This window comes from uncultured Anaerofustis sp. (genome assembly GCF_938029165.1).
Lineage (GTDB): Bacteria > Bacillota > Clostridia > Eubacteriales > Anaerofustaceae > Anaerofustis.
Genome location: NZ_CALHFB010000039.1, coordinates 297,772 through 312,210, shown reverse-complemented (window position 1 = coordinate 312,210; position 14,439 = coordinate 297,772). Strand labels below are relative to the sequence as shown.

The following is a 14,439-nucleotide window of genomic DNA, read 5'->3' as shown; positions in this document are numbered from 1 at the left end:
GAGCGTCAATGATAAGTATAAAAGATTTAAATATAAAATATCCCGACGGAACAAATGCACTAAATAATTTAAATTTAGATATAAGTGACAATGAAAATATAGGCTTGCTTGGTGCAAACGGTGCCGGGAAATCCACCTTATTTTTAAGTATGCTTGGAGTTATTCCAATAGCTGACGGAAGTATAACCATAGATGACAGTGAAGTAAATAAAAACAATATCGATAAAATAAGGAGGGAAGTCGGGCTTATATTTCAAAATCCCGATGACCAACTGTTTTCTTCTACTGTATACGATGATGTTGCCTTTGCTTTAAATAATTTAAATATGAATAAATATGATGTTAAAAATATAGTGTACGATATATTAAATAAACTCGGTATTTATCATTTAAAAGATAAGGCTGTTTATAAGCTTTCCGGAGGAGAAAAAAGAAGTGCTTGCATTGCTTCTATATTGGTACAAAATCCCAATATTATATTATTTGATGAACCAACTTCTTATTTAGACAGAAAATCAAAAAGAAAACTGATTGAAATAATAAATTCTATTAATTCCACTAAACTTATTGCTTCCCATGACTTTGATTTAATAAAAGAAACTTGTACAAGGATTGTTATTTTAAAAAATGGAAGTATATATTATAATGGAAATATGGATGTACTAAATAATGAAGAATTTCTTATGGAGGCAGGATTATGACCCTTGAAGAATTTTTTAAGTATTATAAAAAAGTTGCTTTGGCTTTTTCAGGAGGTGTTGATTCCTCTTATCTTTTATACATATTAAAAAAACTAAATATAGAATCTACGGCTTATTTTGTAAAAAGTGAGTTTCAGCCTGACTTTGAATTAAAAGAGAGTATCACTCTTGCAACTAAACTTGGTGCGGACCTAAAAATAATAGATAATCCTATTTTAAATGAAGAAAAGATTATAATTAATGATAGCGGCAGGTGTTATTACTGTAAGCAGAATATTTTTTCCCATATTATAAAAGCGGCTAAACAGGATGGATATAATATTATAATCGACGGAACCAATGCTACCGATGATGAAAGTGACCGCCCCGGAATGAAAGCGTTGAAAGAAATGAAGATCTTATCACCTTTAAAAATATGTTCTCTTACGAAAGAAGATATAAGGAATTTATCAAAAGACGCCGGGCTTCCTACATGGGACAAGCCTTCTTATTCATGCCTTGCAACCAGGATAAACTCGGGAGAGAAAATAAAAAAAGATACTCTTGTTAAAATAGAAAAAAGTGAGTCCTATTTATTTAAATTAGGCTTTAAGGATTTTAGGATAAGAGTTAAAGATAATAGCGCGGTAATTCAAGTGAAAGAAAAAGATTTTCAAAAAGTCATGGAAAACAGAGACAGAATATTAAAAACGATATCTCATATGTTTGATGAAATCAGTTTAGATTTAAGACCAAGAAGGTAAAGTGATATGAATAGTAAAGAAGGATTAAAAGACTTACTTAAGAAAGTTAAAAATAATGAGATATCAATCGATGACGCTGTAGTAAAACTCAAAATGAAACCTTTCAGTGATATCGGATATGCAAAGATCGATAATCATCGTTCTATAAGGCAAGGCGTATCGGAAGTCATTTACGGAGAAAAAAAGACAGCAAAGCAAATCATTGGCATTGTAAACAGCATGAGAGATAATGGCAGTGAAAATATACTTATTACAAGAATTGATGAAAATAAGTATAAAAAATTGAAGGATAGTATAGATATTGTGTACTATGACAAAGCTAAAATGGGTATAGCTTACGAAAATAAGGATATAGATAAAGTCGGGAAAATTGTTATTGCCGCGGCGGGTACCAGTGATATAGATGTATGTGAAGAAGCCTATATTACCGCATCTACCCTTGGTAGCAATGTTGAGAGGCTTTATGATGTAGGAGTGGCAGGACTTCACAGATTACTGAATAATTTGGATGTTTTGATGTCTGCACGAGTAATAATCGTGGTTGCTGGAATGGAAGGTGCTTTGGCAAGCGTTGTCGGAGGGCTGGTTGACTGTCCCGTTATTGCCGTTCCGACAAGTGTTGGGTACGGTGCTAATTTCGGCGGACTTTCTGCTCTTCTCTCGATGCTTAATTCCTGTGCAAGCGGAGTTAGTGTAGTGAATATTGATAATGGTTTCGGTGCAGGATATCTTGCGAATATGATAAACAAAATGGAGGGTATTGATGAATAGCTTATATATAGAATGTAACAGCGGTGTGGCAGGTGATATGTTAATGGCTGCACTTTTGGATTTATATGTTGATAAAGAAGATTTTTTATACAAGATGAATAATCTCGGTCTTGAAAATGTAAGTGTAAGTTTTAGAGAAGAAAATAGAAATGGTATAACTGGGAAAAACATCATCGTAACCGTTGATGGTGTAGAGGAAGAAAGCCTTGATGTAATAGATAATAAACAAGAACATCATGAACATGAAGGTAACCATGAAGATGATTTAATTCTAGACAGTTTTTATGCTTTTGAAGGCGGATATCATGATTTTTTGAACAGCAGAAACGAAAATAAAATTGATATTAGTGAAGAAATAAAAAAAGAAGTAAAAGAACCTACTTTCCCCGCAGATAGTTTATATGCTTTCGAAGAAAGCTACAGCGATTTTTTGAATGACAGAAGTAGAACTATAGAACATGAACATCATCATATTCCTGAAAGAGCCGAAGAAAAAATAGAAATAAAACACGATGAAAAAAATGAGGATATTTCATTTCCGGCAGACGGGCTATATGCCTTTGAGGTAGGATTTGACGATTATCTTAAGGCACGTGAAACTTTACATTCTCATCACGAGCATGACTGTGGTCATGAACATCATCATCATGGACATGCTCATAACCATGAACCTTTACATGTACATGGACATCACCATAAGCATAATCATAATGACATCAAACATATCAATAATATAATAGATAAGTTATATGTAAGTAAAAATGTGAAACATCATGCTAAAGAAATATATAATCTTATTCTTGAAGCGGAAGCAAAAGCTCATGGATGCAGTGTTGATAAGGTTCATTTTCACGAAGTCGGGAATTTAGATGCTATAGTTGATATCGTTGGAGTGTGTTATTTGATTGAAAAATTAGATATAGATAATATTATTTGTTCTCCTTTAAATGTCGGATACGGAAATGTAAGGACCGCTCATGGTATACTTCCGGTGCCTGCTCCCGCAACTGCATATATCTTAAGAGATGTTCCTACTTATACGAACGAAGAAAAAGGTGAACTTACAACACCGACGGGAGCTGCTATTTTAAAACATTCCGTTAAAGAGTTTACAAACAGAAGAAACATGACCTATGAAAAGATAGGATACGGTTTAGGAAAAAAAGAGCTAAAATCCGCTAATTTTGTTAGGGTATTTCTAGGTAAAATCAATGATGAGGATAAACTTAAAGATAAAATATTTAAGCTTTCGTGTAATATAGACGATATGACGGGAGAGGAAATCGGACTTGCTATTGATAAACTGTGGGATAACGGTGCCCTTGATGTGTATACGATCCCCGTAAGTATGAAGAAAAACCGTCCGGGGGTAATACTCGAAGTACTAATGAAAGAAGAAGTTGAAGAAAGATTATTGAATGTTATCATGAAATATACTTCTACCTTTGGAGTCAGAAGAAGCGAATATGATAGGTATATATTAAATAGGACTTTTAAAGAAAAAAAAACGAAGTACGGAAGTATAAAAGAAAAAGTCGGAAGCGGATACGGTATTGAAAAAAGCAAGTTAGAATTTGATGATTTAAAAGAAGTTTCGGATAAATATAAAATCCCAATAAGAGATATAAATTAAGAAACGCTGAAAGCGTTTTTTATTTTGTTTAATATTTGTATAAATATAAAACTTTACATTTAAACCTCACATATATATTTTAAAGTAGGGTATTTTTTGTTATAATATAATTTAAGTTTAAATCAGATAGGTATATTTATGAGGATAATAACAAGAAATGATATAGAAACTACCTCGTTAGGCAAAGAGATAGGTAAATTACTAAAAAATAATACAAGTGTATATTTAATAGGAGAAATGGCAAGCGGGAAGACGCAGCTTAGCAAAGGTATTGCTGAAAGTTTGGGGCTTTTAAATAAATTTTCATCTCCTACTTATACGATTATTAATGAATATAAAAATGAATTTGATACACTTTATCATATGGATGCTTACAGGATAGAAGATATAAGTGAACTTGATTATATCGGTTTTTATGATATATATAAAAATGAAAAAATGATTATCGAATGGGCTGATATGATAATGAGCAAGCTTGATGAAACCGGAATAATCGTTGATATAAATAAAGATGAACAAGATTTTAACAAAAGAGTTATAGATATAAAAGCGTTCGATGACAGCATTGATATAATGAAAAAATTGGAGGAAATTTATGAGTAAGATACTTGCGATAGATACTTCGACCGTTGCGGCGAGTGCGGCTATTTTAGATGATGATAACATACTTGGAGAAGAATATACTGCTTATAAATTAAAACACTCAGAAAAGCTTCTTCCGTTAATAAAACATCTTCTTGAAGATGTAAGATTAAGTTTAAATGATATAGATTACTTTGCTGTCGGTTCCGGACCGGGGTCCTTTACGGGCTTGAGGATCGCGGCTTCTACGGTTAAAGCTTTTGCTCATGCTATGGATAAACCCATAGTGTCGGTTTCTTCACTATTTGCATGTGCGGAAAATTTAAAGGGTATGAATGATGTGATTTGTATAATATTTGATGCACAGAGAAATGATGCTTATTATAATATTTTTATAAATAAAGACAATAAATTAACTCCTTTATATTCTGATAGTATTATAAATATTAATGATTTAGTCGATAAATTAGAAGGATATGAGAGAGTTTTATTTGCAGGTGACGGTGTTAATAAATATAAAGATAAGATTAAAGAAAGAGTATCTGACAAAGCTATTTTTGCAGACAATTATAATTTGCTTCCAAAGGCAAGCGGAGTAGCGAAAATTTCTAAAGGATATATTGAAGAAGATATAAATATATATTCTTACGATAATTATCTTCCCAATTATATAAGACCATCGGCGGCAGAAGAGCAAAGGTTAAAAAAGAAATAGTATGGAACTTGAAATAAGAGAAGCAGTCATTACAGACGTTGAAGACATAATAGAATTTGAAAGAGATTGTTTTGAGCATCCTTGGGGAGAACAATCTATTTTTGCGGAACTTATAAACAATAAAAGTTTTTATATAGTGTTCTATGAATGGGAAGACGTCGTAGCTTTTGGCGGGTATCAGGATATAGTTGGACAAGGTCATATTACCACAATGGGTGTAAGGGAAGACAAAAGAGGTCTTGGATATGGTAAAAAGCTGTTATCTTTGATAGTAGAACATGCATATAGAAAAGATATCAAAGAGATGACCTTAGAGGTGAGAGAGTCGAATATAACCGCGATTAATCTATATGAGAGTATGGGATTTAAAATATATGGAAAGAGAAAAAATTATTATGCTGATAATCACGAAGACGCATATATAATGTGGAGATTTGATATATAGTATTTCTTCCGGGGGAGACATAATGAAAGAAAAAAGAAAAAGTAAAATAAGTATAATATTTAGTGTGGTTATGGTGTTGTTGTTAATTCCATCTGTTATTTTTGGAGCCAATATCGAAAATAATGTAAAAAAGGAGAATCTTAAAACCAACACCGAAGGGACTATATTTACTCTTAATAAAAAAGATACTTACAATAAATCCATTTTTATGGGGACTTATACAAATATTTTAAACGAAGGTAAAATTAACGGGAGTGTAATTACAGCTTCCACTTCAATAAATAACAGCGGTAATATAAGCGGAAGCGTTATTTCCATTGCTCCTAATTTCACCAATTCCGGAGTAATAAATAAAAGCGTAATAGGCTTTTATAATAATATGTATTTGAATGATTCGCATATTAAAAAAGACTTGATTTGCTATGGAAATAAAGTTATAACAAATGAAAAGACAGTAGTGAACGGGGATGTAAATCTTTATGTTGATGATGTCCTTTTAAAGGGTAAAGTTGACGGAGATGTATTGGTAGTAGGTAAGAGTGTTACCATTAACGGAGTTGTAAACGGAAATGTAAAAGTAGGATGTAATGAACTTGTTCTAGGCAGAGGTACAAGAATAAATGGTTCGTTAACATACGAAAGTCCCAATCCTATAGTAAAAACCGATCAAAGTAAAGTTAAGGGAAGTATAAAAAATGAAGATTTGGGTTTTAAAATCCCAAGTGTGGCAAACGAAGAGGGAAGTGCTCTTGCAGGATTTATATCTTATTATGGGATATTAAATAAAATTTCCATACTTTTGATTGCTGTTTTATTATTCAAATTATTTCCAATGAGTGCTTTAAAGGTAGAACTGTTTACAAGGCGAAATGTATTTAAGTGCTTAAGTGTAGGTGCTATGACTATGTTATTCATAATACCTGTAATATTCATACTCCTCATTACTATTGTAGGAATGCCTGTTGCACTTCATATTGCAAGTTTATATTTTGATTTGACTTACATTGCAACCATACCAACGGCATTGGTACTGGGGGGATTATTTATAAAAGGTCAAAATCTTTCATCAAAGATGTTAACAGGGATACTTGTAATCTTCGCTTTGGATTTCCTTCCTTCATCATTCTTTAGCTCTGTAATCACATTAATAGCTAATTTGATTGGTATTGGAAGTATTGTAATGCTTATTTCTCTATACCTTCGTTTTCAGATTAAAAGAGAAAGAACAGAGTATGTTACTCTTATGAGTATCAATAATTCCAAGGAAGATATAATAAGGACAAAACAAAAATTTGAACAAATGAAGAGTCAAAAATTTGAAGAAGCTATGAAGCAAAAAGAAGAAGATAAGAGTAATAATGAGGAAAAAGATACTACAAATAAAATAGATGATGAAAATGATATTACTAGAAATGAAGATGAAGATCATGATGATATAGATAATAAAGAGGATGATACAGATGAGTAAAATAATTACTTTAGCTATTGAAACTTCGTGTGATGAAACAAGTGCCTCAGTCGTTGAGGACGGGGTAAAAGTGAAATCAAACGCCATTCATACTCAAATAGATATCCATAAAGTATATGGCGGAGTTGTTCCCGAAATCGCATCCAGAAATCATCTTATGAAGATATCTAGTGTTGTGGATAAAGCACTTTTAGATGCAGGTGTCACTTTTGATGATATAGATTTCATAAGTGTAACCACGGGGCCCGGACTTGTCGGAGCTTTATTGATAGGTCTATCATATGCAAAGGCTTTGGCATTTAGCTTGAATAAGGATTTGGTCGGAGTTAATCATATGGCGGGACATATTTCAGCCAGCTTTATAATGGGAGCAAAACCTCCTTTTATATGCCTTACTGCCAGCGGAGGACATACCAATATTACAAAGGTAAATGATTATACGGATTTTGAGCTTCTTGGTTCTACTAAGGATGACGCCGCCGGAGAGGCTTTTGATAAAGTAGCAAGGAGCCTCGGACTTTCATATCCCGGGGGAGTACAAATAGATAAACATGCTAAGCTTGGAGATGAATATAGTATCGATTTTCCGGTAGTCCTTATGGGAAAGGATAACCTTGATTTTAGTTTCAGCGGACTTAAGAGTGCTGTTTTAAATTATTTGAACAGCAAAAAGATGAAGAACGAAGAAGTTAGTATTGATAATGTATGCGCAAGTTTTAACAGATGTGTCGTAGATACTATAGTTACAAAGACCATGCTCGCACTAAAAAAAGAAAATATGACAACTTTATGTGTCGGCGGCGGAGTTTTGTGTAATGATCTGCTTAGAAATGAACTTAAAAAGAAATGCGAAGAGAAAAATATAAAGCTTTTTTTGCCGGATAAAATTTACTGCACGGACAATGCTGCGATGATAGGTTCGGCAGGATATTTTAATTATATAAACAACAAAAAAGACAGCTTGATTTTAAATGCAAATCCTGACTTAAAATTATAAAATATATTTAATAGAAATACAAAAATGTAACAAATATTATCAACATTTTTACGTGGATTTTTAAACATTATTACCTTAAATCAGTGGTAAAATGTTGATAATTATTGCCATGATTTTGATGAAACTACCATAAAATAGCGGATTTTTATATGTAGAAAATGTGGAAAACTGTGGATAACTATGTTGATATGTGTATAAATATGTCAATTTCATAACAAATTCGTCACTTTTTAGTTTTTTTTGTCGAAATTAGTATAAAACATCATATTTAGGAGATAATCATAAAATGGAAAAATTTCAAAGCGGTGTAAAAATCAATTTAGATAATTTAATAAGTAATTACAGGGTAATAAAAAAGAAAGTCAAAGGTAAAAAAGTCATACCGGTAATCAAGGCTGATGCATATGGGCACGGAGCTGAAATTTGTGCAAAGATCTTAATGGAAGAAGGGGCGGATTTATTTGCCGTTTCCAGTGTGTATGAAGCAATGTGTCTAAGAGATTATGGTATAGATGCGGATATTTTGATTTTGGGTTATGTTCCCGACAGAAAGATAAATAAAATAATCGATAATGATATCATTCCTACGATTTATAATTTGGATTTTGCAAATAAGTTGAACGAAGAAGCAGAGAAAAAGAATAAAAAAGTAAAGGTACATATTAAAATCAATACCGGAATGAACAGACTGGGCTTTAATAAAAATGAAATCGACGAAGCGTTTAAAGTATTAAAAGGTTTGGATAATTTGATTTATGAAGGTCTGTTTTCTCATTTTGCGACCAGTGATGAAGTTGATAAATCTTACAGTAATATGCAGTTTGAAATTTTTGAATATGCTTTGAAAAAATCCAAGGAATATGAATTGGGTATAACTATCTACCATATTGCAAATTCTGCTGCCATAACCGACTTGGATGAATATAGCCTTGATGCGGTAAGAGCGGGGATAGTCCTTTACGGAGTCTATCCATCTGAAGTAAAGCCAAAAATAAATCCATATAAGCCGGTAATGTCATTCTATACTACAATAACCAATATATTTCATATAGATAAGGATGAAACTGTGGGTTATGGAAGGACTTTTACAGCCATGGATAAAACGAAAGTAGCAGTGATGTGCGTTGGTTATGCCGATGGTTATAACAGAAAACTATCCAATAAAGGCGAAGTTTTAATAAACGGTAAATATAAAGCTAAGGTAATAGGTAATGTTTGTATGGATATGACAATGCTTGAAATACCGGAAAACGCGGATATCAATATAGGAGACAAAGTTGAGATTTTTGGGGAAAATATAAATATATCATCGCTTGCGGATATATGTGAAACTATTCCTTATGAATTACTATGCTGCATAAATAAAAGAGTTAAGAGAGAATACATATTAAATGGAAAAACCGAGGAATTTGAAATATAGTCCTCGGTTTTTATATTTTTCATGTTTTTAAATTTTTTTTATTTTTTATTAGTTTAAATAATTTTTTTCATTTAGTGAAAAAATAAATAAAGAAAATAAAAATATGGAGGATTATTATGTTTAAACATGAAAAACAATTATTTCATGCTGTTCAAGTCGAAGGTCCCAACCCTCAGTATGCGGCGTTGCTTCAGGAACAGCTTGGAGGAGCAAACGGAGAGTTAAAAGCTGCTATGCAGTATATGTCTCAAAGCTTTAGGATTAAAGATCAGGAAATCAAAGATTTATTCCTTGATATCGCTGCTGAAGAGCTTGGACATATGGAAATGGTCGCTACAACTATCAATTTATTAAACGGACACGATGTTAATTATAATAAAGTAGATGTGGGAGAAGTTGAAACGCATGTACTATTAGGACTAAATCCGGGACTTATCAATGCTTCGGGATATTCTTGGACAGGCGATTATGTAACCGTAACTGGAGATTTATGTGCTGATCTGCTTTCTAATATCGCATCTGAACAACGTGCAAAAGTTGTTTATGAATATTTATATCGTCAAATCAATGATAAAAAAGTTAAAGAAACTATAGATTTTCTTCTTAACAGAGAAGAAGCGCATAATGCGATGTTCAGAGAAGCTTTTAACAAAGTTCAGGACACAGGCTCAAACAGAGATTTCGGAACTACAAAAGCTGCCAAAATGTATTTTAATATGTCTGAACCATCACCTCAAAGTGAATTGCATCATGTAGACGGAAAACCGCCTGCATTTAATTAGTGGGTTTTAAAGACTATCTTTGTGATAGTCTTTTTATTTATTATAAAAGTGGAAAATTGTCATTTTATACATGGAATAAAAATATCATTCATACAAAAAATAATTTTGTAAATAAATTTCAAGGAAAGGAACTAAAAAATGAGTGATTTATATAAACCCGGTACAGACAATTTACCGGCAGGAGAATACAGAGAAGTAGAAAATGATGGGTCATAATATATTGAAAATGGTAGATTAGTAAATATAGACCAAGGTGACAGACTTCCGCCTACAGGTGCTAAAGGCAGAAGATGGATTAAAGAAGACTAACTGTTATGTGTTTTTTTTATTATGTTTATTATTTTATAATTTTAAAAGGAATTGAATATATTGAACAGTTAGTATGTTTAATAAAAGAAAAGATATATAAATTTGTATAAAGCAGCATTATGCTGCTTTTTTAGTTACCAAAAGGAAACTATAGCACTTTAAAGTGCTTACTTTACAACTTAAATGAGCTGTTTTATATTATTTATATAAAGATATATATACATTTATATATGGAGGTATGGATATGTGTAAAGAAGATTTATTATGGCTTATTAAATATTTAAAAAATGAAAATGATGAATATAAAAATTTAAAAATACCAAAAGATGAAGAGGATAGATTTTATTTATACAGAGCTCTTGTTAATATTAGGGAGCCTAAAGAAATAAGCAGTGAATATTTAAAGAGGGAAGATAAATTACTGAAGGAGGTCGCTGACAATAAAGGCATTGTAAGCATTGACAATATAGAAAATATAAGTAAAAACTTATATTTATATAAAGGGGATATAACCCTTCTTGAATGCGACGGTATCGTAAATGCAGCAAACAGCGGAATGCTAGGATGTTTTTATCCAAATCATAAATGTATCGATAATGCTATTCATACTTTTGCGGGAGTTAGATTAAGACTTAAGTGCAGTGAGATAATAAATGAACAAGGTCACCCTGAAGCTACGGGAAAGGCAAAAATAACACCTGCTTATAATCTTCCAAGCAAATATATCCTACATACCGTCGGTCCTATTGTGAGAGAAGAGTTGACAAAACGGAATATATCAGATTTAAAGAGCTGCTACAGTGAATGTTTGACTTTAGCAAAAAAGTATAAGTTAGAGAGTATAGCATTTCCTTGCATATCTACAGGAGAATTTTGTTTTCCGAATAAAGAAGCCGCAAAAATAGCTTTAGATGTTATATGTAAATTTTTGAAAGACAATGATATGAAAATCATAATAAATATATTTAAAGATGCAGACTATCAGATCTATAAGGATTTAGCAAAGAAAAAATATTAATAATTAGGCTAATAAAATAAATTTATTGGGGAGAAAATATCGATGAATAATATTATTGGGGAAGACCTAAAACAAATAGTCGATGTCATAGATAACGCCGAAGCGTTAGTCCTTGGAGCCGGTTCAGGACTTTCATCAGCAGCCGGTTTTAAATATGAAGGAATGTTTTTTGAAGAAAACTTCAGTGATTTTATAGAAGAGTATGGATTTAGTGATATGTATTCTGCCGGATTTTATCCTTTCGAGACTTTGGAAGAGTACTGGGGGTACTGGAGCAGACATATTTATTTAAACAGATATAAATATAAAGATAATGAATTATATAAAAATTTGATTGATTTTATCAAAGATAAAAATTATTTTGTTATAACTACAAATGTAGATCATCAATTTCAGCTTTCCGGAGTGGATAAAAACAGATTATTTTATACTCAGGGTGATTACGGACTGTTTCAATGTTCAGTTCCTTGTCATAATAAGACTTATGATAATAAGGATATAATAGCTGAGATGGTAGAAAAACAAAAAGACAGAAAAATACCGTCAAATTTAGTACCTTATTGTCCGAAATGCAATAAACCTATGACGACAAATTTAAGAGTTGATGATACTTTTGTTGAAGATAAAGGCTGGCATAGAGCACATGAAAACTATAAAAATTTTCTTGATATAAATAAATATAAAAAAATAGTTTTCTTGGAACTAGGGGTTGGGTTTAATACCCCCGGTATAATAAAATATCCATTTGAAAACATGGTAAGAAAATATGAAAATGCAGTACTTATAAGAATAAATCAAGAAAAAAGTCCTTACTTTTTTGATATAAAAGATAAAATAATTTTTGTGAAGGGAGATTTAAAAGAAACTTTAAACGATATTTTTAAATATAAAAATAAAAAAGAACAGCTTTAGCTGTTCTTTTACTATAGAGAATTTATGATTTCCACATATTTTTCTTTTGGATATGCACCGACTTCTCTTGAAACTTGTTCTCCGTTTTTAAAGAAGATCACAGTCGGTATGCTCATAACTCTGAACTGCATTGAAAGTTCTCCGTTTGCGTCTACATCTACTTTACAAACTTTTACTTTGTCAGAGTATTCATCAGCAATTTCATCTATAATAGGAGCAAGTCCTTTACAAGGCCCGCACCAATTTGCCCAAAAGTCTACCATTACGGGTTTGTCGCTGTTTACTACTTCGCTTTCGAAGTTTTCATTTGTAATTATTACTATATTTTCACTTGCCATAATCGTCCTCCTAAATATTAGTATTTCACATCTTTAACATTATATCATTTAAATTTAAATATTTACATATTTAATTGAAAATTAATGTTATATGCTTAAATTTAGAATTTGTTTTATGCTATAATAAAATAAATATAAGAGAAGTAATATTTTGAAAAAAATATAGTGACTTAAAGATTTATTAAAGAATTTTATATTATTTTATATGTAAATAAATGAGACTGATTATGAAAAATGAATTAAACATAAATATAAAAAAATATATAGACAAAAATCCTGTCAGATTTCATATGCCGGGGCATAAGGGAAGGGTGGAAAAAGAACATTTTTACGAGTCGGATGTTACCGAACTCTCCTTTAACGATAATTTACTTGCTCCGACCGAAGTGATATCAAGACTCAATGAATATATAAGAGATACTTTTAAAAGCAAAAAGTCTTTCATTCTCGTCGGCGGAAGTACAAGCGGTATCATAAGTTCACTTCTATATTCATTAAATCAAAATGATAAGATACTTTTTCCCAGAAACAGTCATATATCCGGTTATTACGGACTTTATTTAAGCGGCGGAAGACCTATATATATTTACCCAAAGGATAATATATTAGGTGTTACGGAAGATGAATATATAAATGCAATAAAGGAAAATCCTGATATAAAAGCTGTTATCATTACTTATCCGAGTTACTTTGGTTATAGTTTGGATATTAAAAACGTATGTGATGAAATAAAGAAAATAAATAAGGAAATCATAATAATAGTTGATGAAGCTCACGGAGCACATTTTTCTTTCAGTGATGAATATCCCATGAGTTCTTTAAAAGCTAACAGTGATATTGTCATAACATCCATGCACAAAACGCTGACAGCTCTTACTCAGACGTCACTTCTTCATGTAAACAGTGATTTGATAGATATAAATAAGCTAAAATTATATATAAATATGACTACATCTACATCTCCTTCTTATTTGTTTCTTACTTCTGTTGAGGCGGCTGTTCATTTTGCCGAAGACGAAGGGCATGGGATTTTAAAAGATATAAAGAAATGGTACATCGAAACCAAAGATTTTGTGGAGAATAATACCCGGTTTAAATTTGAAGAATTTTCAGGGAAAATACATGATTATACCAAGATTTGTATAGATACTTCAAATACTGATTTGGATGGATATACTTTATCCGAAATACTGGAAAAAGAATATAATATATTTACCGAGTGTTCCACTGATAAGTATTCTCTTTGCTATTTGGGATTAAAGACCAACAAAGAAGATTTAGATAAATTAAAAAAAGCTTTAATTTTTATAGATAAAGAAGATTTTAAAATTAAAAAAAGAAATGATATTGTTTTTAAAAATATTAAACCTGTTATTAAATATAAAATGCGAAATGCGCTAAAAATGAATAGAGAAAGTATCAAATTGGACAAGGCAGTAGGTAAAGTAATCAGTGATTATATTGTCCCTTATCCTCCCGGATTTCCGATACTTGTTCCCGGAGAAGTGTTAGATAAAGATATGATATCTTATTTAAAGAGTATAATGGACAAGCAGAGTGTTTTAGGGTTAAATAATGGGTATATAGACGTGATTAAGGAGTAAT

15 protein-coding genes are annotated in these 14,439 nt (G+C 31.4%); 14 read left to right on the top strand and 1 reads right to left on the bottom strand.

Features of this window, described 5'->3' with window-relative positions; all coding sequences use genetic code 11:
* Positions 1-8: 8 nt before the first annotated feature.
* The 13 genes from Q0516_RS06240 to Q0516_RS06180 all read left to right on the top strand — a co-directional run bounded on the left by Q0516_RS06240 (position 9) and on the right by Q0516_RS06180 (position 12,496).
* Positions 9-701 (top strand): ABC transporter ATP-binding protein, encoded by a 693-nt coding sequence (locus Q0516_RS06240; protein ID WP_294464476.1) that lies wholly within the window; start codon positions 9-11, stop codon positions 699-701.
* Positions 698-1,444, top strand: coding sequence for an ATP-dependent sacrificial sulfur transferase LarE (gene larE, locus Q0516_RS06235; RefSeq protein WP_294464473.1), 747 nt, complete (start codon positions 698-700; stop codon positions 1,442-1,444). The genes Q0516_RS06240 and larE overlap by 4 nt, the downstream gene beginning before the upstream one ends.
* A 6-nt stretch (positions 1,445-1,450) precedes the next feature.
* Complete coding sequence (larB, locus tag Q0516_RS06230; RefSeq protein ID WP_294464471.1) at positions 1,451-2,215, top strand: nickel pincer cofactor biosynthesis protein LarB; 765 nt, start codon at positions 1,451-1,453, stop codon at positions 2,213-2,215.
* Entirely contained in the window at positions 2,208-3,848 is a 1,641-nt protein-coding gene (gene larC, locus Q0516_RS06225) for a nickel pincer cofactor biosynthesis protein LarC (protein ID WP_294464468.1), read from the top strand. The genes larB and larC overlap by 8 nt, the downstream gene beginning before the upstream one ends.
* Before the next feature lie 138 nt (positions 3,849-3,986).
* Complete coding sequence (tsaE, locus tag Q0516_RS06220; protein WP_294464462.1) at positions 3,987-4,451, top strand: tRNA (adenosine(37)-N6)-threonylcarbamoyltransferase complex ATPase subunit type 1 TsaE; 465 nt, start codon at positions 3,987-3,989, stop codon at positions 4,449-4,451.
* Complete coding sequence (gene tsaB, locus Q0516_RS06215; RefSeq protein ID WP_294464459.1) at positions 4,444-5,145, top strand: tRNA (adenosine(37)-N6)-threonylcarbamoyltransferase complex dimerization subunit type 1 TsaB; 702 nt, start codon at positions 4,444-4,446, stop codon at positions 5,143-5,145. Before tsaE ends, tsaB begins: the two co-directional genes overlap by 8 nt.
* Before the next feature lies 1 nt (position 5,146).
* The gene (rimI, locus tag Q0516_RS06210; RefSeq protein WP_294464456.1) at positions 5,147-5,590 is read left to right on the top strand and encodes a ribosomal protein S18-alanine N-acetyltransferase; all 444 of its coding nucleotides are present in this window, start codon (positions 5,147-5,149) and stop codon (positions 5,588-5,590) included.
* 22 nt (positions 5,591-5,612) lie between these two features.
* Positions 5,613-7,058 carry a hypothetical protein gene (locus tag Q0516_RS06205; protein WP_294464453.1) on the top strand — a complete coding sequence of 482 codons (1,446 nt, stop codon included), beginning with the start codon at positions 5,613-5,615 and terminating at the stop codon, positions 7,056-7,058.
* Positions 7,051-8,055, top strand: coding sequence for a tRNA (adenosine(37)-N6)-threonylcarbamoyltransferase complex transferase subunit TsaD (gene tsaD, locus Q0516_RS06200; RefSeq protein ID WP_294464450.1), 1,005 nt, complete (start codon positions 7,051-7,053; stop codon positions 8,053-8,055). The genes Q0516_RS06205 and tsaD overlap by 8 nt, the downstream gene beginning before the upstream one ends.
* 286 nt (positions 8,056-8,341) lie before the next feature.
* Positions 8,342-9,475, top strand: a complete 1,134-nt coding sequence (gene alr, locus Q0516_RS06195) for an alanine racemase (protein ID WP_294464447.1) — start codon at positions 8,342-8,344, stop codon at positions 9,473-9,475.
* Positions 9,476-9,591: 116 nt separating this feature from the next.
* Positions 9,592-10,257: a manganese catalase family protein gene (locus Q0516_RS06190; RefSeq protein ID WP_294464444.1), complete on the top strand. Its 666-nt coding sequence runs from the start codon at positions 9,592-9,594 to the stop codon at positions 10,255-10,257.
* Between the two features lie 553 nt (positions 10,258-10,810).
* Positions 10,811-11,584 (top strand): protein-ADP-ribose hydrolase, encoded by a 774-nt coding sequence (locus Q0516_RS06185; protein WP_294464442.1) that lies wholly within the window; start codon positions 10,811-10,813, stop codon positions 11,582-11,584.
* A 42-nt stretch (positions 11,585-11,626) separates the two neighbouring features.
* On the top strand, positions 11,627-12,496 hold the full coding sequence (locus tag Q0516_RS06180) for a Sir2 silent information regulator family NAD-dependent deacetylase (RefSeq protein ID WP_294464440.1): 870 nt from the start codon (positions 11,627-11,629) through the stop codon (positions 12,494-12,496).
* A gap of 11 nt (positions 12,497-12,507) precedes the next feature.
* Here Q0516_RS06180 and trxA read toward each other — a convergent pair whose 3' ends face one another.
* Positions 12,508-12,834: a thioredoxin gene (gene trxA, locus Q0516_RS06175; RefSeq protein ID WP_257479738.1), complete on the bottom strand. Its 327-nt coding sequence runs from the start codon at positions 12,832-12,834 to the stop codon at positions 12,508-12,510.
* A 227-nt stretch (positions 12,835-13,061) separates the two neighbouring features.
* On the opposite strand from trxA, the gene Q0516_RS06170 reads away from it, so the two are divergent.
* Positions 13,062-14,438 (top strand): aminotransferase class I/II-fold pyridoxal phosphate-dependent enzyme, encoded by a 1,377-nt coding sequence (locus tag Q0516_RS06170; protein ID WP_294464435.1) that lies wholly within the window; start codon positions 13,062-13,064, stop codon positions 14,436-14,438.
* The last annotated feature ends 1 nt before the right edge of the window (position 14,439 follow it).